The 18,529-nt window shown below is 69.1% G+C and carries 20 protein-coding genes; 10 read left to right on the plus strand and 10 right to left on the minus strand.

Annotated elements, in window-relative coordinates; genetic code table 11:
* Positions 1 to 7: 7 nt before the first annotated feature.
* Positions 8 to 976 carry a helix-turn-helix domain-containing protein gene (locus M9M90_RS14800; protein WP_254833988.1) on the minus strand — a complete coding sequence of 323 codons (969 nt, stop codon included), beginning with the start codon at positions 974 to 976 and terminating at the stop codon, positions 8 to 10.
* A gap of 239 nt (positions 977 to 1,215) precedes the next feature.
* Between M9M90_RS14800 and M9M90_RS14805 the strand changes: the two genes are divergently transcribed.
* Positions 1,216 to 3,906 (plus strand): TonB-dependent receptor, encoded by a 2,691-nt coding sequence (locus M9M90_RS14805; RefSeq protein ID WP_254833989.1) that lies wholly within the window; start codon positions 1,216 to 1,218, stop codon positions 3,904 to 3,906.
* Between the two features lie 125 nt (positions 3,907 to 4,031).
* Here M9M90_RS14805 and M9M90_RS14810 read toward each other — a convergent pair whose 3' ends face one another.
* The gene (locus M9M90_RS14810) at positions 4,032 to 5,165 is read right to left on the minus strand and encodes an alpha-D-ribose 1-methylphosphonate 5-triphosphate diphosphatase (protein ID WP_254833990.1); all 1,134 of its coding nucleotides are present in this window, start codon (positions 5,163 to 5,165) and stop codon (positions 4,032 to 4,034) included.
* Between the two features lie 20 nt (positions 5,166 to 5,185).
* Complete coding sequence (gene phnF, locus M9M90_RS14815) at positions 5,186 to 5,905, minus strand: phosphonate metabolism transcriptional regulator PhnF (protein WP_371876863.1); 720 nt, start codon at positions 5,903 to 5,905, stop codon at positions 5,186 to 5,188.
* Between the two features lie 154 nt (positions 5,906 to 6,059).
* Here phnF and phnG point away from each other — a divergent pair, with 154 nt between their 5' ends.
* From phnG to M9M90_RS14855, 8 genes are read left to right on the plus strand one after another with little or no spacing between them, the layout of a single operon-like run.
* Positions 6,060 to 6,530, plus strand: a complete 471-nt coding sequence (phnG, locus tag M9M90_RS14820) for a phosphonate C-P lyase system protein PhnG (RefSeq protein ID WP_254833992.1) — start codon at positions 6,060 to 6,062, stop codon at positions 6,528 to 6,530.
* Positions 6,530 to 7,150 carry a phosphonate C-P lyase system protein PhnH gene (gene phnH, locus M9M90_RS14825; protein ID WP_254833993.1) on the plus strand — a complete coding sequence of 207 codons (621 nt, stop codon included), beginning with the start codon at positions 6,530 to 6,532 and terminating at the stop codon, positions 7,148 to 7,150. Before phnG ends, phnH begins: the two co-directional genes overlap by 1 nt.
* A gap of 2 nt (positions 7,151 to 7,152) precedes the next feature.
* The gene (locus tag M9M90_RS14830; RefSeq protein WP_254833994.1) at positions 7,153 to 8,259 is read left to right on the plus strand and encodes a carbon-phosphorus lyase complex subunit PhnI; all 1,107 of its coding nucleotides are present in this window, start codon (positions 7,153 to 7,155) and stop codon (positions 8,257 to 8,259) included.
* Positions 8,256 to 9,161: an alpha-D-ribose 1-methylphosphonate 5-phosphate C-P-lyase PhnJ gene (locus M9M90_RS14835; protein ID WP_254833995.1), complete on the plus strand. Its 906-nt coding sequence runs from the start codon at positions 8,256 to 8,258 to the stop codon at positions 9,159 to 9,161. Before M9M90_RS14830 ends, M9M90_RS14835 begins: the two co-directional genes overlap by 4 nt.
* Positions 9,161 to 9,973: a phosphonate C-P lyase system protein PhnK gene (phnK, locus tag M9M90_RS14840; RefSeq protein ID WP_254833996.1), complete on the plus strand. Its 813-nt coding sequence runs from the start codon at positions 9,161 to 9,163 to the stop codon at positions 9,971 to 9,973. Before M9M90_RS14835 ends, phnK begins: the two co-directional genes overlap by 1 nt.
* 8 nt (positions 9,974 to 9,981) lie before the next feature.
* Positions 9,982 to 10,686 carry a phosphonate C-P lyase system protein PhnL gene (gene phnL / locus M9M90_RS14845; protein WP_254833997.1) on the plus strand — a complete coding sequence of 235 codons (705 nt, stop codon included), beginning with the start codon at positions 9,982 to 9,984 and terminating at the stop codon, positions 10,684 to 10,686.
* Positions 10,687 to 10,690: 4 nt separating this feature from the next.
* Positions 10,691 to 11,830 (plus strand): alpha-D-ribose 1-methylphosphonate 5-triphosphate diphosphatase, encoded by a 1,140-nt coding sequence (locus M9M90_RS14850; protein WP_254833998.1) that lies wholly within the window; start codon positions 10,691 to 10,693, stop codon positions 11,828 to 11,830.
* The gene (locus tag M9M90_RS14855) at positions 11,827 to 12,531 is read left to right on the plus strand and encodes a DUF1045 domain-containing protein (protein ID WP_254833999.1); all 705 of its coding nucleotides are present in this window, start codon (positions 11,827 to 11,829) and stop codon (positions 12,529 to 12,531) included. Before M9M90_RS14850 ends, M9M90_RS14855 begins: the two co-directional genes overlap by 4 nt.
* Here M9M90_RS14855 and phnN read toward each other — a convergent pair.
* From phnN to phnC, 3 genes are read right to left on the minus strand one after another with little or no spacing between them, the layout of a single operon-like run.
* The gene (gene phnN / locus M9M90_RS14860; protein ID WP_254834000.1) at positions 12,521 to 13,069 is read right to left on the minus strand and encodes a phosphonate metabolism protein/1,5-bisphosphokinase (PRPP-forming) PhnN; all 549 of its coding nucleotides are present in this window, start codon (positions 13,067 to 13,069) and stop codon (positions 12,521 to 12,523) included. The genes M9M90_RS14855 and phnN overlap by 11 nt on opposite strands.
* Positions 13,062 to 13,751 carry a DapH/DapD/GlmU-related protein gene (locus M9M90_RS14865; protein ID WP_254834001.1) on the minus strand — a complete coding sequence of 230 codons (690 nt, stop codon included), beginning with the start codon at positions 13,749 to 13,751 and terminating at the stop codon, positions 13,062 to 13,064. Before M9M90_RS14865 ends, phnN begins: the two co-directional genes overlap by 8 nt.
* Positions 13,751 to 14,527 carry a phosphonate ABC transporter ATP-binding protein gene (gene phnC / locus M9M90_RS14870; protein WP_254834002.1) on the minus strand — a complete coding sequence of 259 codons (777 nt, stop codon included), beginning with the start codon at positions 14,525 to 14,527 and terminating at the stop codon, positions 13,751 to 13,753. The genes M9M90_RS14865 and phnC overlap by 1 nt, the downstream gene beginning before the upstream one ends.
* Positions 14,528 to 14,680: 153 nt before the next feature.
* Here phnC and M9M90_RS14875 point away from each other — a divergent pair, with 153 nt between their 5' ends.
* Complete coding sequence (locus tag M9M90_RS14875) at positions 14,681 to 14,950, plus strand: hypothetical protein (RefSeq protein WP_254834003.1); 270 nt, start codon at positions 14,681 to 14,683, stop codon at positions 14,948 to 14,950.
* An 18-nt stretch (positions 14,951 to 14,968) separates the two neighbouring features.
* Here the strand turns inward: M9M90_RS14875 and phnE (M9M90_RS14880) are convergent, their stop codons facing one another.
* The 4 genes from phnE (M9M90_RS14880) to phnD are packed head-to-tail and all read right to left on the minus strand — an operon-like array spanning position 14,969 to position 18,457.
* Positions 14,969 to 15,784 carry a phosphonate ABC transporter, permease protein PhnE gene (gene phnE, locus M9M90_RS14880; RefSeq protein WP_254834004.1) on the minus strand — a complete coding sequence of 272 codons (816 nt, stop codon included), beginning with the start codon at positions 15,782 to 15,784 and terminating at the stop codon, positions 14,969 to 14,971.
* Positions 15,781 to 16,662, minus strand: a complete 882-nt coding sequence (gene phnE, locus M9M90_RS14885) for a phosphonate ABC transporter, permease protein PhnE (RefSeq protein WP_254834005.1) — start codon at positions 16,660 to 16,662, stop codon at positions 15,781 to 15,783. The genes phnE (M9M90_RS14880) and phnE (M9M90_RS14885) overlap by 4 nt, the downstream gene beginning before the upstream one ends.
* Entirely contained in the window at positions 16,659 to 17,507 is an 849-nt protein-coding gene (locus M9M90_RS14890; protein ID WP_254834006.1) for a PhnD/SsuA/transferrin family substrate-binding protein, read from the minus strand. Before M9M90_RS14890 ends, phnE (M9M90_RS14885) begins: the two co-directional genes overlap by 4 nt.
* Positions 17,504 to 18,457 carry a phosphate/phosphite/phosphonate ABC transporter substrate-binding protein gene (gene phnD / locus M9M90_RS14895; protein WP_254837142.1) on the minus strand — a complete coding sequence of 318 codons (954 nt, stop codon included), beginning with the start codon at positions 18,455 to 18,457 and terminating at the stop codon, positions 17,504 to 17,506. The genes M9M90_RS14890 and phnD overlap by 4 nt, the downstream gene beginning before the upstream one ends.
* Between the last annotated feature and the right edge of the window lie 72 nt (positions 18,458 to 18,529).

Consider the following 18,529-nt stretch of genomic DNA (forward strand, 5'->3'; position numbering starts at 1 on the left):
CTGCGGTTCAAGGACAGCGGCGCCATGGTGAGCCGGCCGTCTCGAGCCTCCGGGATGTCTCGGCCTCGATCACCTCGAAGGTCACGTCGTGGGCCTCCACCGGCTGGCTGCAACAGGAGCAGGTGACGGCGGGCTCCAGGTCATGACCGTGGGCCTTGTGGCGCAGCAGCAGCGGCGGGCCCTCGGGCGAGACGTAGTACCTGTCGCCCCACCGCAGCAGCATGAGCAGGACCGGATAGTAGTCGATGCCTTTCTCGGTCAGCCGGTACTCGGACCGCCGGCCGCCCAGGTCGTGGGACCCGATCACGCCGAAGCCAGTGAGCCACGAGAGGCGCTCCGACAGGATATTGGTGGCCATGGCGGTGTCGCGCTGGATCTGGTCGAACCGGCGCAGGCCAGTGAAGATCGAACGCAGCACCAGGCTCGCCCACCTGTCACCGGTGAGCTGCGCCACGTCGACCATCAGCGAGGACGAGGTCTCGACGGCATGGCGCCGCTGGCGGCGGCGGCTGTAGCTCGCGGCCATCCAGCCGACGCCGGGCCCCTCGGTCCAGTCGACGTCGCGAGCGCTGATCTCGTCGCCGCAGTTCAGACAGCTGGGCACGGGCTCGAAGACCTGACCGCAGGTCCGGTGCCGCAGCCGCAATTGCAGCCTGCCCTCCGGCGCGCTCCAGCGACGCTCCCAGCGCAGCATCATCAGGGCCGGCCAGTAGAGGTCGCGACCCTTGCGGGTCAGGCGGTATTCGAACCGCGGCGGCGATCGGCTGTAGGGCGCCTTCTCCAGGACATCGGCGGCCACCAGCCGTTTCAACCGGTCGCTGAGCAGGGTGGGCAGCAGGCCGGTGCGGGCGCGATACTCGTCGAAACGCCGCGCCCCGATCCATGAGGCCTCCAAGATCAACAGGATGGAAGTGTCCCCCACCACCTCCAGCGCCCGCCAGATCGAGCAGGTGCGGATCAATTTCGGCGGCGGCATGGGTCAGGCTTGCTCCCGGAAGACTCCAGGTTTCCAAGAGTCGCGGAACGGGTGCGGCCATGCAAGGCGCATTCAACTCGCCGACAGCCGCCGGATCGATGCCCGTCGCAGCTCACGCCTCGGCGCCCGACAAGTCACCGAACAAACATCCGACGGTCACCAAACCGGAGCCTGACTGACACCAGCCCCCGATAACTGACCAACCCGTCCGCTGTCGATGCAGCCAAGGGGGACGGTCGATGCTTTCAACCAATTCTCACCATCCGATGCCACGCCGAGCCTCGCGCAAGGCGCTGCTCTTCGCTTTCTGCGCCGGGGTTCCCCTGGCTTTCGGGGCGCCCGCCTTCGCCGATGACGACGACGCCGTCTCCGAGCTGGTGGTCACCGCGCCGATCCGCGAGAGCCTGGAGAAGTCGCTTCAAATTCAGAAAGAGGCCGACAACGTAGTCAACGTGATCGCAGCCGACACCATCGGGCGCTTCCCCGACGCCACCGCCGCCGGCGCGCTGGCTCGCCTGCCCGGCATCGGGGTTCAGCGCGACCAGGGCCAGGAACGCTACATCCAGATCCGCGGCGCGCCCACCCGTTGGACCACCGTGGCCCTCGACGGGATCAATATCCTCGGCGCCGAGGATCGGATCTTCCGCTTCGATTCCGTGCCCGCCGCCCAGATCAGCGAAGTGGTGCTGAACAAAACCCTCCTGCCCAGCATGCCAGCGGAGTCGCTGGCAGGCCGCGTGAACATCCGCACGTTTTCGCCGATGGACAATCCCGGCTTCCACGGCACGTTCGACGCCGGCGGCGGCTTCGTGGACATGGGCGACGGCCCTGTGGAGCAATATTCCGGCCGCCTGTCCTGGGCCAACGACACCTGGGGCTTCAGCCTGATCGGCTCGCACTATTCCTTCGAGCAGCATACGGACAATTCCGAGCCGCGGTTCGACAGCGTCGGCATCACCCAGCTGCGGATCACCAAGTACATCATCACCCGCCAGACCGAGTCCTATTCCGGCCGGGTCGAGTACCGGCCGGACGACAACAACCGCTTCTCGCTGACCCACCTGAAGACCGAGTTCAACGATTTCGAGGAGCGCAACCAGTATCGCTTCCAGTACAGCCAAGGCTTCTCCGGAACCCGCAACTTCCAGACCGTCGACATGGTCGGGGTGCCGATGGACTCCCAGTTCGAGTACGGTACCTTCTCCAACGGCGTGAAGCTGACCGTCCTGCACGGCGAGCATGAGCTGAGCGGCTGGAACGCCAACTGGGATCTCGCCTACACCGAGACCGAGTTCAACGGCGACATCCCGCTCGTCACCCGGCAGACGTCGACCGCGCTGGGCGCGCCCGGCGCCGCCAACGCCGCCCTGCTGCCGTCGCTGCACCTCACCGTCGACGCTTCTCCCGGCGGCATCCCGCACACCGACTTCTATGACACGGTCAGCGTCGGCGGCGTCCTGACCCGCGGCCCGCAGCGGACGGCGCTGAACCAGCTCTTCTTCCCGGAGGAGTTCGCCACGGAGTCGAGCTACCGTCTCGAAACCGACGCCGTCACGGCCAAGGCCGACATCACGCGCGACTGGGAGAGCTTCGGCGCCGAGGCCACCTTCTCGGCCGGCTTCCAGTACGACGATCGCAGCCAGGAGGGCGCCGACGTGGCCCTGGTGCGGCGCGACGGCTCGGTGGTGACCGGCAACCGCAACGGCTTCAACCTGCGCAATGTGGCCAACCAGCTCGGCCTGCCGTGGAACGCCAATTCGTACGTGACCACCAACCCGTGGGATACGAACTTCGACTTCGGCTACACCGTCGGCTACATGCACAACAAGGCCATGCGCCATCAGCTCGACGCGTTGATGGAGGCCGCCCGCGCCGCCAACAAGGCGGGAACGGGCAATTTCGCGGTCTATGACTTCGATCCCCGGTCGTTCAACACCGTCGACGAGACTGTCGCCTCCGCCTACGCCATGAACCGCTGGAAGTGGGACCGCCACACCCTGATCGCCGGCCTGCGCATCGAGCGCACGGAACTGGAGACCGAGGGGCGGGCCGCCCTGGGCGGGGTGTTGATCCCGCTGACCTTCTCGGCGGAAGAGACCCAGTATTTCCCCAGCCTGCACTACACCTTCGACTATTCCGACGACCTGAAGGTCCGCGCCGCCTTCATCTCCGGCCAGGCGCGGCCCAGCCTGACGGACCTGCGGGCCACGGTCAGCGTGAGTGACTCGGCGCAGACCATCACCGGCGGCAATCCGTTCGCGAAACCGGAAACGGCCTACGGGATGGACGCCTCGCTGGAATGGTACTTCGCCCCGGCCTCGCTGCTCGCCGTCAGCGCCTATCATCGCGAGGTCAAGGACGTGCTGTTCGACGCCTCCACCATTGTGGGCGACGATGGCTATGACTTCGGCGGCGTCGACCGCAGCGCCTACACCTTCACCACCACGTTGAACGGCGGCAAGGGCAGCCTGAGCGGTGTGGAGTTCGTCTACTACCAGCCCTGGACCTTCCTCCCAGGCTGGCTCTCCGGCTTCGGCTTCCAGGGCAGCCTGTCCTTCACCACGGGTGACTTCGAGACCCCGGACGGTTCGACCGTGAAGTTCCCGGGCACCTCCGACCGGATCCTCGGCGCCACGCTGTTCTACGAGAAGTACGGCCTGTCGACGCGCCTCACCTACCAGTACCGCACCGACTGGCTGGACGAGGTGTTCCCGAGCGGCAGCGCGGCCAACTCCAACCTCTACTGGGACGAGACCACGCGGCTGGACCTCTCGGTCCGCTATGAGATCAACGAGCGCTTCTCGCTGTTCATGGACGCCAACAACCTCACCGACGAGCGGGGCGTCCGTTACCAGGGCCAGGAAAACCGGCCCTACGAGGTCGAAGGCTTCGGCCGCAAGTACCTGTTCGGCGTCCGCGCCAGCTTCTGATCCCCTCGATCGGGCCCGCCACGGTGGGCCCGATCGAATACTCCGCGTCCCTGTGCTCCGGCGCAGGGACGCTTTTCATTGGGAGGGGGAAACGGCGCGCGAGTTCGGCGTCGATCATGGAGCGTTCAGGCCGCCCGGGCGCCTTCCACCCACACGCCGCGGATCACCGGCAGGCCGCCGGCGATGCGAACCCGCACCAGGTCGGCGCGGCGGCCGGGCTCGATCACCCCGCGATCTTCCATCTGGGCGGCGCGGGCCGGTCCGGCGGTGACCAGGGCGACCGCCTTGGCCAGGCTCCAGCCGAACCGTTCGTCGGTGAGGGCGAAGGCGCACTCGATCAGGCTGCGCGGGACATAGTCGGACGCAAAGGCGTCCAGCAGGTCGGCGTCAGCCAGCTCGGCGGCCGGCACGTTGCCGGAATAGGAGCCGCCGCGGATCAGGTTGGGCCCGCCCATGACCACGATCATCCCGCGCTCGCGGGCGCGGCGGGCGGCCTCCACCGTCACCGGGAACTCCGCCACCGTGGCGCCCAGGTCGGCGGCATCGTCGATGTGGGCGACGTCTTCGTCGTCGTGGCTGGCCAAGGGCGCGAGGCGGTCGCGGGCGATCTCGGCCACCAGCCTGCGGTGCTTGACGGCGTTGCGGCCTTGGCGATCTCGGATCTCGGCCATGCGGGTGTCGATGGCCTGATCGCTCATGCCGTTGGCGCTCCAGTTGGCCAGATGCTTCTCCAGATTGCGGTACTGCCGCTGGCCCGGCGTGTGGTCCATCAGCGAGAAGAGCGCGGTCAGCGAGTGGCCCGCCAGTTGCTCCAGCCGGTCCGGAAGGTCGTCCGCCGGAGTCTCGCAGCGCCAGTGCAGTCGATGATCGCCCTTCAGCATCCCCCCGTCACGAGCGGCCAACACGCCGTCGACCAGCCGGATCATGTTGTCGTGGTTGCGGGCCACCGCCGGATTGAACGAGCCGATGCTGAGGCTGTCGAACACCGTGGTCACACCCACCGACAGGCAGCAGCCGTCGTGGGTCACCGCCGCCGAGACCGGGTTCCAGTCGATATTGGGACGCGGGAAGAAGTGCTTCTCGAGGTTGTCGGTGTGCAGGTCGATGACGCCGGGCATCAGGACGTCGCCCTCCAGGTCCTCGCCCACCCCGCCGGCGCCGCGGTCCACGGCCACGATCCTGCCGTCGCGGACCAGGACCGAGCCCAGGAACGACTCGCCCTCGGTGACCACCTGGGCGTTCTTGAAGGCGTGTTCCACGGTCGACTCCTGCGGATGGTTCAGTCGCGTTCGGGCTCTGGGAAATCGATCTCGACCTCGGTCGTGGAGCGGGAGATCCCGTACTCCAGCGGCCGACCCAGCCCGTCGATGTTGAGATAGCGGTGGACCAGCAGCGGTACGTGCCGGGGCAAGCGCAGTTGCTCGGCCTCCTGGGCGGTGGGCAGCCGCGCCGAGATCGCCGTGCGCCGCCGGGTGTAGTCGGGGATGCCGGAGTCGATCAGGGTCTGGGTGATGGTGCCGCGGCTCCGGTACATCTCGATGAAGGTCGGGAACCGGTCGTGGCTGAAATGGTGCTGCGAGAGCCCGGTCGGCTCGTCGTCGATCAAGCGCCGGCGCTCCAGATAGATCACCGGCTGGCCGGCCCTTATGCCCAGCTGACCCGCCACCTTGGAGTCTGCCGGCCGCACCAGCAGCTTGATGGTCTCGGTGCGCGGGATTCGGCCGCGCTCGAGCACGCGCTCGGTGAACCGCGGCCGACGCTGCAGCCGCATGGGGGCGGCCGGGCGGCGCACGAAGCTGCCACGGCCCTGGGTCGACTCCACGATGCCCTTGTCCTGCAGGTCAGACAGCGCGCGGCGCACGGTGTGCCGATTGACCATGAACTCCCGCGAGAGCTCGAACTCGGTCGGCAGCTTGTCGCCCGGTGTCAGTTCGCGCGCCAAGATGCGGCGCTCCAGGGACTGTGAGATTTCTCGCCAAAGGGGCATGTCCATCGCCATACCACGGCTCCTTGTCAGTCTTGCGACACCTTCCTAGACAAGTTTTACTGTTGTCAAAGAAAGTTCACTATCCGTTTGTTGCGACTAAATTCTACCTCAACTAACACTAGACTTAAGCGAATACAACATATTGCTTGGTTGTTGGAGGTAGGCGATGCCAGCTCAAACGGTTGTCGAGGCCGCACCGGAACGGCGGCGCTGGCTGTCGATCCTGGCCAAGGCGCCCGCGAACGAAGTATCCGAGGCCTGGGACGCCCTGACCGAACGGCCGACCTACCGCGCCTTGCGGGCTCCGGAGATCGGCATGGTCCTGGTCCGCGGCCGCATGGGCGGGGCGGGCGACGCCTTCAACCTGGGTGAGATGACCGTGACCCGGGCCGCGGTGCGGCTCGACAGCGGCGAGACGGGGATCGGCTATGTAGCCGGCCGCGACCGCCGCCATGCGGAGATCGCCGCGGCGGTCGACGCCATGATGCAGTCCCCGGCCCTACGGCCCGCCGTCGAGGGCGCCATAGTCGCCCGCCTGGCCCGCGCTCAGGACCAGCGCCGCGACACCGCCGCGCGCAAGGCGGCCGCCACCAAGGTCGACTTCTTCACCATGGTCCGCACCCGGAGCCCGAACTGATGTCGCCTTCCACAGCCCTGGACCTGGCCGAGGTCGCCCCAGCCTTCGGCGACCCGACCCGGGAGTCCCAAGCCATCTTCCGCCGGGTGATGGACGCCATGGCGCGACCGGGAACGATCTACGACGTCCCCTTCGCTCCCGACGCGCCGCAGGGCCTGGACCGCGCCGCCGGCGCCGTGGCGCTCACCCTGTTCGACTTCGAGACCCCCGTCTGGCTCGACCTCGCCCTGGCCGGCGGGCCGGCCGAGCGCTGGCTGCGATTCCATGCCGGCTGCCCGCTCACCCCCGATCCCCTGCGGGCGGCCTTCGCCCTGGTCACCGACCTGGCCACGGCGCCGGTCCTGGCGGCCTTCAATCAGGGCGACGCGAAGTACCCCGACCGCTCGACCACCCTGGTGATCCAATTGCCGGCGCTCACCGGCGGTCCGGCCGTCACGCTGCGAGGCCCTGGCATCAAGGACGAGGCGAGCCTGGCGCTGGCCGGCCTGCCCGACGGTTTCTGGGCCCAGGTCCAGGCCAACCACGAGACATTCCAGTTCGGCGTCGATCTGATCTTCGCCGCCGGGGACCGGCTGACGGCCCTGCCGCGCTCCACGCGCGTCACCATCAAGGGAGACTGACCATGGCCTATGTTGCGGTGAAGGGCGGCGAAAAGGCGATCACCAACGCCCATCGTTGGCTGGCCGAGGAGCGGCGCGGCGACGTGTCCGTGCCCGAGATCGAGATCGACCAGGTGCGCGAGCAGCTCTCGCTCGCCATCGACCGGGTGATGAGCGAAGGCTCCTGCTACGACCGCGATCTGGCGGCCCTAGCGGTCAAGCAGGCGCGCGGAGACCTGCCCGAGGCCATCTTCCTCATGCGGGCCTACCGCACCACCCTGCCCCGCTTCGGCGCGTCGCTGCCTGTCGAAACCGGGCAGATGGCCGTCCGCCGCCGTGTCTCGGCGGCCTTCAAGGACATCCCCGGCGGCCAGGTCCTGGGCCCGACCTTCGACTACACACACCGGCTGCTGGACTTCGCCCTCGCCGCCAATGGCGAGACACCGGTTCCGCCGGCGCTGGAGGCCGAGGAGCCCCAGGCCTATCCGATGGCCACCATCGCCTCGGTCTTCGCCCACGAGGACCTGCTGGAAGTTGACACCGTCAATCCCGACGCGGCCGAGCCCTTCGACCTCACACGCGAGCCCATGGCCTTCCCGGCCGGCCGTGACCAGCGGCTGCAGGCGCTAGCCCGCGGCGACGAGGGCTTCCTGCTGAGCCTCGCCTATTCCTCGCAACGCGGCTGGGGCTCGACCCACCCGCTCTGCGCCGAGATCCGCCTGGGCGAGGTGGCCGTCGAGTTCATCCCCGACGAGCTGGGCTTTCCCATCGAGATCGGCGAGCTGAGCCTGACCGAGTGCCAGATGATCTCCACCGGCGCCGGCGGGGTCGAGAAGGCGCCGCAGTTCACCGCCGGCTACGGCCTGACCTTCGGCCATTGCGAACGCAAGGCCATGTCCATGGCCATAGTCGACCGCGCCCTTCGCGACGCCTCGGCCGGAGAGGCCGGCGCGCCGTGCCAGGACGAGGAGTTCGTCCTCTACCACTCCGACAATGTGGAGGCCTCGGGCTTCGTGCAGCACCTTAAGCTGCCTCACTACGTCGACTTCCAAGCCGACCTGCAACTGATCCGCCGCCTGCGCCGCGAACACGCCGCGCGCGAGGCCGCGATGAAGGAAGCCGCCGAATGACCCGCGCCAACGAACCCGAGCGCTACTACAACTACGCCTATCTCGACGAGCAGACGAAGCGGATGATCCGCCGGGCGATCCTGAAGGCCCTGGCCATCCCGGGCTACCAGGCGCCGTTCGGCTCGCGGGAAATGCCCGTGCCGTATGGCTGGGGCACCGGCGGCATCCAGCTGACCGCCGCGATCATCGGGCCGGATGATGTCTACAAGTGCATCGACCAGGGCGCCGACGACACCACCAACGCGGTCTCCATCCGCCGCTTCTTCGCCCAGGTCGCCGACGTGGCGGTCACCGAGGACACGGCGGAGGCGACCATCATCCAGACCCGCCACCGGATCCCGGAACAGCCGCTGACCGCCGGCCAGGTGCTGATCTTCCAGGTGCCGCAGCCCGAGCCGCTGCGAGGCCTGGAGCCGCGCGAGACCGAGACGCGGGCCATGCACGCCTATGAGGAATACGGCCTGCAGTACGTCTCGCTCTACGAGAGCGTGGCCACCTATGGCCGCATCGCCTCGACGGTCGGCTACCCGACCATGATCGAGGAACGCTACCTGATGAGCCCCTCGCCGATCCCCAAGTTCGACAATCCGAAGATGGGCGACAACGAGGCGATCCTGCTGTTCGGAGCCGGACGCGAGAAGCGCATCTACGCCGTGCCGCCACACACCCGGGTGCGCAGCCTCGACTTCGAGGACTATCCGTTCGAGACCCAGACCTGGGAGGAGGATTGCGCGCTCTGCGCCGCCACCGACAGCTATCTCGACGAGGTGATCCTCGACGACAGCGGCGCGCGGATGTTCGTCTGCTCGGACAGCAATTTCTGCGCCGAACGCCGCGCGGCGGGCCACGAGGGCCCCATGGCCGGCCACCAGCTCGCCGCCTTAGAGAAGGAGCCGGCGTGATGAACGCGATGACCAAGACCCTCGAAGGCGCCGCCGTCCAGGCCGCGCCGCTGCTGCGGGTCGACAACCTCACCAAGTGGTACGGCCACGTGGTCGGCTGCCGCGACGTGTCCTTCGAACTGCGCCCTGGCGAGGTGCTGGGCGTGGTCGGTGAGAGCGGGTCGGGCAAGACCACCCTGCTCAACTGCATCTCCGGCCGCCTGCCGCCCTCCTCGGGCCAGGTCGAGTTCGACACGTCCAGGTTCGGTCTGACCGACATCTACGGCCTGAACGAACCCGACCGTCGGCGGATGCAGCGCGAGGAATGGGGCTTCGTGCACCAGAACCCCCGCGACGGCCTGCGCATGCGGGTCTCCGGCGGGGCCAATGTCGCCGAACCGCTGATGAACCTCGGCGACCGCAACTATGGGCGGATGCGCAAGGCCACCATCGAATGGCTTGAACGCGTCGAGCTCGACACCAAGCGCATCGACGACAAGCCGCGCAACTTCTCCGGCGGCATGCAGCAGCGCATCCAGGTGGCCCGCAACCTGATCCACGGGCCCCGCCTGGTGTTCATGGACGAGCCGACCGGGGGGCTCGACGTCTCGGTCCAGGCCCGGCTGCTGGACCTGCTGCGCGAGCTGGTCCGCGACCTCGGCCTGGCGGTGATCATCGTCACCCACGACATGGCGGTGGCCCGGCTGATGGCCGACCGACTGATCGTCATGAAGGGCGGGTTCGTGGTCGAGACCGGCCTCACCGACCAGGTGCTGGACGATCCCCAGCATCCCTACAGCCAGCTCCTCGTCTCCTCCGTCCTGCAGATCTAGGTCCCGTCATGAGCCAAGAACCCCTGATCGTGGTCGAGGATCTCGCCAAGACCTTTGTCCTCCACAACGCCGACGACGCCAGCATCCCGGTTTTCGAGGGTCTGAAGCTGGAAGTCGCGCCGGGCGAATGCGTCGTCCTGGCCGGCGAGTCCGGTGTCGGCAAGTCGACCCTGATGCGATCGATCTACGGCAACTACCTGCCGACCCAGGGCGCCGTGCGGGTGCGCCACGACGGCGCCTATGTCGACATCACCCGCGCCCTGCCCCATCAGGTTCTGGACGTGCGGCGCCGCACGCTCGGCTATGTCAGCCAGTTCCTTCGGGTGATCCCGCGGATCTCCACCCTGCACCTGGTCATGGAGCCGCTGCTGGAGAACGGCGTCGATCCGAAGGAAGCCCAGGACCGCGCGGAGGGCCTGCTCTCGGCCCTGCGCCTGCCCAGGGCCCACTGGGACCTGCCCCCCGCGACCTTCTCCGGCGGCGAGCAGCAGCGGGTCAACATCGCGCGCAGCTTCATCCGCAACTATCCGGTGCTGCTGCTGGACGAGCCGACCGCGTCCCTGGACGCCGAGAACCGCGCCATCGTGGTCGGGCTGATCCAGCAGGCGCTGGACGCCGGTGCGGCGATGATCGGCATTTTCCACGATCACGACGTCCGCGACGCGGTGGCCACCCGACTGTTCATCGTCTCGCACTTCAAGGCGGCGGCGTAAGATTATGGAACTGCGCATCTTTTCTGACGCCGTCGTTACGCCCGAAGGCCAGTTTGCCGCCGAACTGGTGATCCGCGACGGCTTCGTCGTCGCCGTCGACGGCGGGGCTGGCCCCTCAAGGTCAGCCTTGGATTGGAGCGGCGACGTCCTGGTCCCTGGCCTGATCGACATCCACACCGACAACCTGGAAAAGCACTACCAGCCGCGGCCGGGCGCCTTGTGGGACGCCTATGGCGCGGCCCTGGCCCACGACGGCCAATGCGCCGCGGCCGGCATCACGACGGTGCTGGACTCGCTCAGCCTGCACGGCCGCAAGGAGGGCCTCGACCGCAAGACCGCGCTGGGGCCGATGATCGCCGGAATGGATCAGGCCCAGGCCGACGGCGCCCTGCGCGCCGAGCACCTGCTGCACCTGCGCTGCGAGGTGACCAATCCCGAACTCCTGTCGCTGCTGGAGCCGCACGCGGACAATCCGCGCCTGAAGCTGCTCTCGGTGATGGACCACACACCGGGCCAGCGGCAGACCACCAATGTCGCCGCCCTGGAGGCGCGGATGGTCGCCGCCGGGCGCAGCGAGGCCGAGGTCGAGGAGATGGTCGCCCGCCGCCATGCCGGCCGCGATCCCTCCGCCGCCCACGACAATCGCCGCAGCGTGGTGGCCTTCGCCCGCGAATACGGCGTGCCACTGTGCGCCCACGACGACGCCACCATCGAGCAAGTCGATGAGGCCCACGCCGACGGCTGCGTCATCGCCGAGTTCCCGGTGACCCTGGCCGCCGCCCGGGCGGCCCGCGGCTACGGCATGGCCATCTGCATGGGCGGGCCGAACTTCGTGCGCGGGGCGTCGCATTCGGGCAATCTGTCGGCTCGGGAGTGCGCCCAACACGACGTGCTCGACATTCTCGCCTCGGACTATGTGCCGCTCTCCATGCTGCGTTCCGCCTTCATGCTGATCGACGAGTTCGGCTGGCCGCCCGAGCGCGCACTGGCCACGGTCGCCGCCGGACCGGCCCGCAGCCTCGGCCTCACCGATCGCGGCGAGATCGCGCCGGGACAACGCGCCGACCTGGTGCGGGTCTCGCGCCGCTCCGGGGGCTGGCCTGTGCCGGTAGAGGTCTGGCGTCAGGGCCTGCGGGTCGCATGAGCCCCCGCTACGCCATCTACTACGCCCCCGCCGCAGGCGACGACCTGTGGCGCAAGGCCTCGGCCTGGCTGGGCCGGGACGCCTATACGGGCCAGGTCCTGGCCCGCCCTGCCCTGGCGGATCTGGACGGCCTCGATCTCGACGCCCTGACCGCCGATCCGCGCGACTACGGCTTCCACGCAACGCTCAAGGCGCCCTTCGAGCTGGCCGATGGCGTCTCCGAGACCGAGCTACTGGACTTCGCCGCACGGTTCGCGGCCGCGCGCGCGCCGTTCGAGGCGGCCATCGCGCCCGCCGCCCTCGGCCGCTTCCTGGCCTTCCGGGAACAGGAGCCCTCGACCGGGATCGCCGCCCTGCATGGCGATTGCGTGCGCGCCTTCGACCCCTTCCGCGCCCCGCTCGGGGAGCTCGACCTGGCGCGCCGGCGGAAGGCTCCGCTGACTCCCGAACAGGACGCCCGTCTGGTCGCCTGGGGCTATCCCTATGTGTTCGAGGACTTCCGCTTCCACATGACCCTGACCGGCCAGGTCCGCGACGAGGACCTGCGCGAACGGGTGCTGGGCGTCCTGCGCGACCACTTCGCCGAGGAGAGCGGGCCGCACCGGTTCGACGGAGTCGCGGTGTTCAAGCAAGCCGATCGGGCGGCGCCGTTCGACATTCTCCAGCGTTTCGGCTTCGAGGCCGCGCTCGCTAGCGCCTGATGGCGTCGAGAAGTTGGGCGACGCCGGCGACCACTTCCCCCTCGTTGCGGACTTCAACCACGTCGTCGCCCGCCACCTCGACGGCGTCGGCGCGGGAGAGCCGCGCCTCGATTTCGGCCTGCGTCTCGCGGCCGCGCCGGGCCAGCCGTTGGGCCAGGATCGAGGCGTTGGCGGTGATCGTCACCACCCGGACCTTGGCGAACCTAGCGCGAGCGGCCTCGACCACGCCGCGCGAGACATTGACCACCACGCGCCGGCCGGCGGCGATGTCGCCGGCGATCGCGGCCGGCACCCCGTAGCCGAGGCCGTGGGCGCTCCAGGACAGGGCGTAGGCCCCGGAGGCGTCGCGTAGGTCGAAGGTTTCGCGGCTGACCTCGACATGGTCCTCGCCGCCGGCGTCCTGGGCCCGCGTGATCTCCCGGCGCGGGAACACCACGGCGGCCTCGTCGTCCAGCAGCGACCTGGCGCAGTCGAGCAGGGTGTCCTTGCCGGCCCCCGAGGGCCCGACCACCAGGACCAGCAGGCCGGCCTCAGCCATGCTTTTCGACGAAGGCGTCGGCGTCGAGCCGGCGGAAGTCTTCAAGGGCTTCGGCGAGGCGCTCATGACTCCAATCCCACCAGGCTATCGCCAGAAGACCATCCTGAACGGCCTTCGGGAAGCGCTCTCGGATCGGCTTGGCCGCAACGCCGCCGACGATGGTGAAGGGCGGGACGTCCTTGGAGACCACGGCGCCCGCGCCCACCACCGATCCAGTCCCGATGGTCACACCCGGCAAGACGGTCGCGCCATGCCCGATCCAGACGTCGTGGCCGAGGGTCACCCGGTGCGAGCGGCGCCATTCGAAGAACTCGTGGTCATCCTCGACGCCCAGCTCATAGGACCGCGCCCGATAGCTGAAGTGATGCTGGGCGGCCTTCCAGGTCGGGTGGTTGCCGGGATTGATCCGCGCGTCGCGGGCGATGGAGCAGAACCTGCCGATCTCGGCATAGGTCGCCGAGGCGTCGTTGACGATGTAGCTGTAGGCGCCCATCGACACTTCCGAGAAGCTGGTCCGGGCGCCGATGCGGGTCCAGGGCCCCAGGATGCAGTCATGCACCGAGGCGTCCTTGTGGATCACCGGCTGGGCCGGATCGAGGCCGTCATCATCCGGCAAGGCGATGTGCCCGTCGTAATAGCGATAGCCCGGCTCAAGGGTGACGTCGGAGAGGCGCAGGCTCATCAGGCGGCTTCCACCACGGCCAGCGGTTCGGGGGCGCGGACGCCGCGGCCGGCATAGACACGCTCAAGCACAGCGGGCGTCAGCGCGCTTGGCGGTCCGTCGAAGACGATCGCGCCCTTGGCCATGGCGACGATCCGCGTGCAGTAGCGCCGCGCGATTTCCAGGCTGTGCAGGTTGACGATCACCGGCACGTTCCGCTCGCGGCAGATCTTCTGCAGGGCGTCCATCACCACCTCGGCGTTGACGGGATCGAGCGAGGCCACCGGTTCGTCGGCAAGCACCAGGTCGGGCTCCTGCAGCATGGCGCGGGCGATGGCCACCCGCTGCTGCTGGCCGCCGGACAGGGTTCCGGCCCGCTGAAGGGCGGCGTGGGCCATGTCCAGGGCGTCGAGCTCCAGGATGGCCCGGGCGCGGTCGGATGCTGGGAAAAACTTGATCAGCGACGCGGCCAGCGGCCGCTCGGCCACCACACCCACGAGCACATTGGTGATCACGTCCAGGCGCGGGCAGAGGTTGAACTGCTGGAAGATCATCGCGCAGCGGCGGCGCCATCGCCGCAGCGCCGGCCCCTTCAGACGGCTGACGTCCTCGCCGTCCCAGGTGATCCGGCCCTCGCTGGGGTCGGTCAGGCGGTTGATCATCCGCAGCAGGGTCGATTTGCCTGCCCCCGATCGGCCAATGACGCCCACCAGCTCGCCGCGCTCGCACGAGAAGCTGACCTTGTCCACGGCGCAAGTCTCGCCGAAACGCTTGGTGACGCCATGCAGTTCGAGCATCGGACCTCCGGGGGCTGACCCTGGACAGGAGCCTAGTCCGGGGGCGTGACCCCCCCGTGACGGACGCGCGACCCAGTTCCGCATCAGCCGCCGATTTGTCGGCGTTGCACCGCCGTCATCGGGTGGGACTACAAGCACGGACGGGAGGCGTCCTTGGCGGAACTCGTGGTGATCGGCGCCCTGGCGTTGGACCGGCCCGTGCGGGTCAACCAGCCGCCGGCCCCGGGCGCCCGGCTCATGGGCCACAGCCTGGGCGGCATGCTGGCCGGACGATTGGGCGGGGGCGGCGCGAACGCCGGCGTGGCGCTGGTCCGGGCGGGCCACAGCGTCAGGCTTGCCGCGGCAATCGCCGAGGACGCCGACGCCGACGTCGCGCTCGGCCAGGCGCGATCGCCGTGGAGCTCGACAGCTCCGCACCGCTGACCGGCGCCTTCCCCGCCTTCAGGCCAGGCTCGCCCTGAGACGCTGGGACACGGTATCCAGGGCCGCGACGCACAGCATGTAGAGGCCGACGATGAACAGAACCTCGTCGAAGGCGAAGATGCGAATCCGCTCCTCCAGTTCGAACCCGATGCCGCCGGCGCCGACGATGCCCAGCACCGCGGCGTTGCGGAAATTGCTCTCCAGGAAGAACAGGCATTGGCTGGCCATGACCGGCGTGACCTGGGGCGCAAGGCCGTAGCGCAGCGCCATCAACGGCGGGACGCCCGCGGCCCGGACCCCCTCGATCGGCTTCTCGTCGCAGTTCTCGATGGCTTCGGAGAACAGCTTGGCAAGGCTGGGGATGTCGGCCAGCGCCAGGGCGATCACTCCGCCGAACGGACCCAGGCCGAAGGCCGAGACCAGGATCAAGGCCCAGACCAGGGCCGGCACGCCGCGGAACCAGTCCAGCGCCCGGCGGAAGGCGAAGTGCAGAACCGGCTGGCCCACCACCGTCTTAGCGCCCAGCGCGCCCAGCGGCAGCGCTGCGAGGGCCGCCAGCACCGTTCCGGCGAAGGCCATGGCGAAGGTCTCGGCCAGGGCCTTTACGATGCGCAGCGGGTCCCCGCCGTCGGAGGGCGGCAAGGCCCCTTCGGCGAACCGCCCCAGCTTGTCCAGGCCGGCGAACAGGGCGTCCGGCGCCAGATTGAGGTCCGCGCACATGGCGATGAAGGCCGCGAGGCCGGCGACGACCAGGCCGGCCTGAACCAAACGCCCCTGCGGGCGCATGGCGCGAGGCGCGACCGCCATCGCCTGGTGGTAGGCCCCATCTCTCACCGCGCCGCCGCCAGGCCGATCAGGCGATGGCGGATCGCCTCGGAGGTCAGGTCGATCACGAAGATCATGCAGACGATCAGCAGCAGGATCGCCAGATAGGTGTCGAATTCGGTGTAGGTGATGGCTCGCTGCAGTTCGAGACCGATGCCGCCGGCGCCGACGATGCCCAGGGCCGCGGCGCCTGCCAGGTTGCCCTCCAGCCGGATGAGCACATAGGAGGCGTAGTTGGGCAGGACCTGCGGGACGACGCCGTAGCGGATGCGGCTCAAGGGGCCCACCCCGGCGGCCTCCATGGCCTCGAGCTGGCGCGGATCGACCTCTTCATTGATCTCCGCGAACAGCTTGCCGAGGCCTCCCACGGTGGAGATGGCCAGTGTGATCACGCCAGCCAGCGGCCCGACCCCGAAGGCGGCCACCAGGATCAAGGCGAGGATCAGGTCCGGCAGGGTGCGTATGGCCTCCAGCGTCCGCCGGACCGCGAATCGCACCGCCGGAAACGGCATCAGGTTGCGTGCGCACAGAAACGAGGCGACCAGCCCTCCGGCGGCGCCGAGCACGGTGGCGACAATGGCCATCTCGACGGTCTGCCACCCCAGCTTCAGCCAGACCGGCAGGTCGTAGAACCACCAGGCCAGCGAGCCCTTCGTGCGGCTGTCGGCGACCAGGGCCTCGGCCTTCAGGTCGGGGATCATGCGGGTCAGGAAGTCGGCCACGCGGCCCAGGGGATCGCCGCCGATGTCGGAGGAGAAGAACTGGCTGCGCTGGAACGAGACCAGCAGGACGGCCGAGAAGATCAGCAGGCCCGCCAGGGCCCGCAGCCGCTGTCGACGCAGTGTGCGCCGGCGCAGGCTCTCGAACTCGGCGACGGCCAGGTTCAAGGCGCGGCCGTCAGGGCTTGAGCCTCGGTCGGTTCGAACTCGGCGGCCTTGGGCGACCAGGCCGAGGCCCAGGCGAAGGCGGCCCGGTTCTCGAAGTGCAGCGGCAGGTGAATGCCGATCAATCGGTAGCGGGTGTCCAGCGGCATGTCCTGGCGCACGACGATCGCCTGGGACGCCTGCGGCCGGATGCGGGCCAGGACCTTCAGGTCGGTGCAGGGTTTGGCCTTCTTGACCGCCACCTTGGGGCAGAGGCGCTGCCAGGCCGCGGCGTGCAGGACCATGGCCTGGGCCTGGCCTCCGCGCAGGCGCGCGGCGGCGGCGTCGCCATCAGCCTCCACCAGTTCCTGGCCGAAGAAGCCGCTCGCCGCGCCCCGGTCGGCCAGGGCTTGTCGTGGCAGGACGAGCGCCGCGGGCGTGCGGCCGCCGAACACCAGGGTCTTGCCGCGCAGGTCGGCGAGGCTTCGGGCCGGGCTGGCGGCCGGAACCGCCAGGACGATCATGATGCGGTTGAGGCCGCCCTCGGGGCGCAGGGTTAGGATGGCCCGCGTCGTGGCCTTGACGGGGACGAAGGCGGCGGGATCGAGGACGGCGAGATCCAGCTTGCCCGCGGCGAGCGCCGCAGCGGCGTCGGCGGCGCTGGCGACCGGACACCGCTGCACGGGCACGCCGAGGCGCTTGGCGAGGTGGTCGTAGTAGGCCTTCTCCCCAGCGGGACTGGCCGCGCCAGGCAGGGCGCACGGCCGGGCGTCGGGCGAGATCGCCGCGAGGCGCAGGGGCTGGGCGGCCGTGGCGCCGGTGGCCGTCAGCAGGGCGGCGGCCAGGACTGCGGCCAGGGAGCGGCTCATGGCCGGCCTCCCTGCCCGCGTCGCTGGGCCAGGTCGGCGGCGCGCAGGGCGATGATGTCCTTGTAGTGGTCTCGGGTCACCGAGGTGTAGGCCGAGCCGTCGAGCTGGCCGAGATCTGGCCACAGGTCGGGTTCGTCATATGGCAGGGCCGCCATGGCGCCGCGCACCAGATCGATCATCGGCTGGGGCCGGTCGGTGCGGACGACGAAGGCCTCGCTGGGGATCGGCCCGGCCGTCCAGATGATCCGGAAATCCTCGACGTCGACCAGGCCGCGCCGGGCCATGGTGTGCAGGGCCCCTCGGCTGAAGCCGTGCTCCGGATCTCCGCCGCTGGCCTGCAGGATGGCCGCATCGAACTGACCATTGGCCAGGGCCATCACCGCCTGTGTGTGGCCGCCGGCGAAGCCGGTCTTGCTGAAATAGGTGTCGGGATCGATCCCCTGTTCGCGCAGCCTGGCGCGCGGGACCAGGTAGCCAGAGGTGGAGTTGAAATCCACGAAGCCCAGCGATCGGCCCTTGAGGTCGGCGACGGATCGGAACGGACTGTCGGCGCGTACGACAATGGAGGAATAGTAGCCCGTCCCCCCCTCGGCCTGGCGCAGGGAGAGGATCGGCGACACCAGGTCGCCGACCTGGGCGTCCACATTGGCGTAGGAACCGCCGGCCATCTGCGCCAGGTCCACCTGGCCAGACGAAAGGGCCTGGATGACGCCGTTGTAGTCCGAGCTTTCGTAGAGCTTGACCGGCAAGCCCAGCGCCTTGCTGAGGTGCGCCTGGTAGACGCCGCGGCGGCGCACGATCATCGGGTCGTCGTTGCTGCCGCTGACCGCCATGCGGATCTCCTTGACGCCGCTGCGCCAGTCCCCCGAGGCGACCGCCTCAGGCTTCTCACCGCAGGCAGTGAGCAGCCCGGCGCAGGCCGCGGTAAGGCACAGGAAGGATCGTCGCATCACGCACCAGGCTTCGCGTCGGCGCAGAACGGTCGCCGACGGGCTATCGATGCCGCCGCGCCGTGTCGCGGC

It is taken from the genome of Phenylobacterium sp. LH3H17, assembly GCF_024298925.1.
Lineage (GTDB): Bacteria > Pseudomonadota > Alphaproteobacteria > Caulobacterales > Caulobacteraceae > Phenylobacterium.

Excerpts from the sequence above, each read along its gene's own strand:
- M9M90_RS14865 (WP_254834001.1), bottom strand. The coding sequence starts at position 13,751 with ATGAGCCTGCGCCTCTCCGACGTCACCCTTGAGCCGGGCTATCGCTAT.
- M9M90_RS14835 (WP_254833995.1), top strand. The coding sequence starts at position 8,256 with ATGACCCGCGCCAACGAACCCGAGCGCTACTACAACTACGCCTATCTC.
- phnF (WP_371876863.1), bottom strand. The coding sequence starts at position 5,905 with ATGGCGATGGACATGCCCCTTTGGCGAGAAATCTCACAGTCCCTGGAG.
- M9M90_RS14850 (WP_254833998.1), top strand. The coding sequence starts at position 10,691 with ATGGAACTGCGCATCTTTTCTGACGCCGTCGTTACGCCCGAAGGCCAG.
- M9M90_RS14805 (WP_254833989.1), top strand. The coding sequence starts at position 1,216 with ATGCTTTCAACCAATTCTCACCATCCGATGCCACGCCGAGCCTCGCGC.
- phnN (WP_254834000.1), bottom strand. The coding sequence starts at position 13,069 with ATGGCTGAGGCCGGCCTGCTGGTCCTGGTGGTCGGGCCCTCGGGGGCC.
- M9M90_RS14890 (WP_254834006.1), bottom strand. The coding sequence starts at position 17,507 with ATGAGCCGCTCCCTGGCCGCAGTCCTGGCCGCCGCCCTGCTGACGGCC.
- M9M90_RS14830 (WP_254833994.1), top strand. The coding sequence starts at position 7,153 with ATGGCCTATGTTGCGGTGAAGGGCGGCGAAAAGGCGATCACCAACGCC.
- M9M90_RS14800 (WP_254833988.1), bottom strand. The coding sequence starts at position 976 with ATGCCGCCGCCGAAATTGATCCGCACCTGCTCGATCTGGCGGGCGCTG.
- phnD (WP_254837142.1), bottom strand. The coding sequence starts at position 18,457 with ATGCGACGATCCTTCCTGTGCCTTACCGCGGCCTGCGCCGGGCTGCTC.
- phnK (WP_254833996.1), top strand. The coding sequence starts at position 9,161 with ATGAACGCGATGACCAAGACCCTCGAAGGCGCCGCCGTCCAGGCCGCG.
- phnC (WP_254834002.1), bottom strand. The coding sequence starts at position 14,527 with ATGCTCGAACTGCATGGCGTCACCAAGCGTTTCGGCGAGACTTGCGCC.
- phnL (WP_254833997.1), top strand. The coding sequence starts at position 9,982 with ATGAGCCAAGAACCCCTGATCGTGGTCGAGGATCTCGCCAAGACCTTT.
- M9M90_RS14855 (WP_254833999.1), top strand. The coding sequence starts at position 11,827 with ATGAGCCCCCGCTACGCCATCTACTACGCCCCCGCCGCAGGCGACGAC.
- phnH (WP_254833993.1), top strand. The coding sequence starts at position 6,530 with ATGTCGCCTTCCACAGCCCTGGACCTGGCCGAGGTCGCCCCAGCCTTC.
- phnG (WP_254833992.1), top strand. The coding sequence starts at position 6,060 with ATGCCAGCTCAAACGGTTGTCGAGGCCGCACCGGAACGGCGGCGCTGG.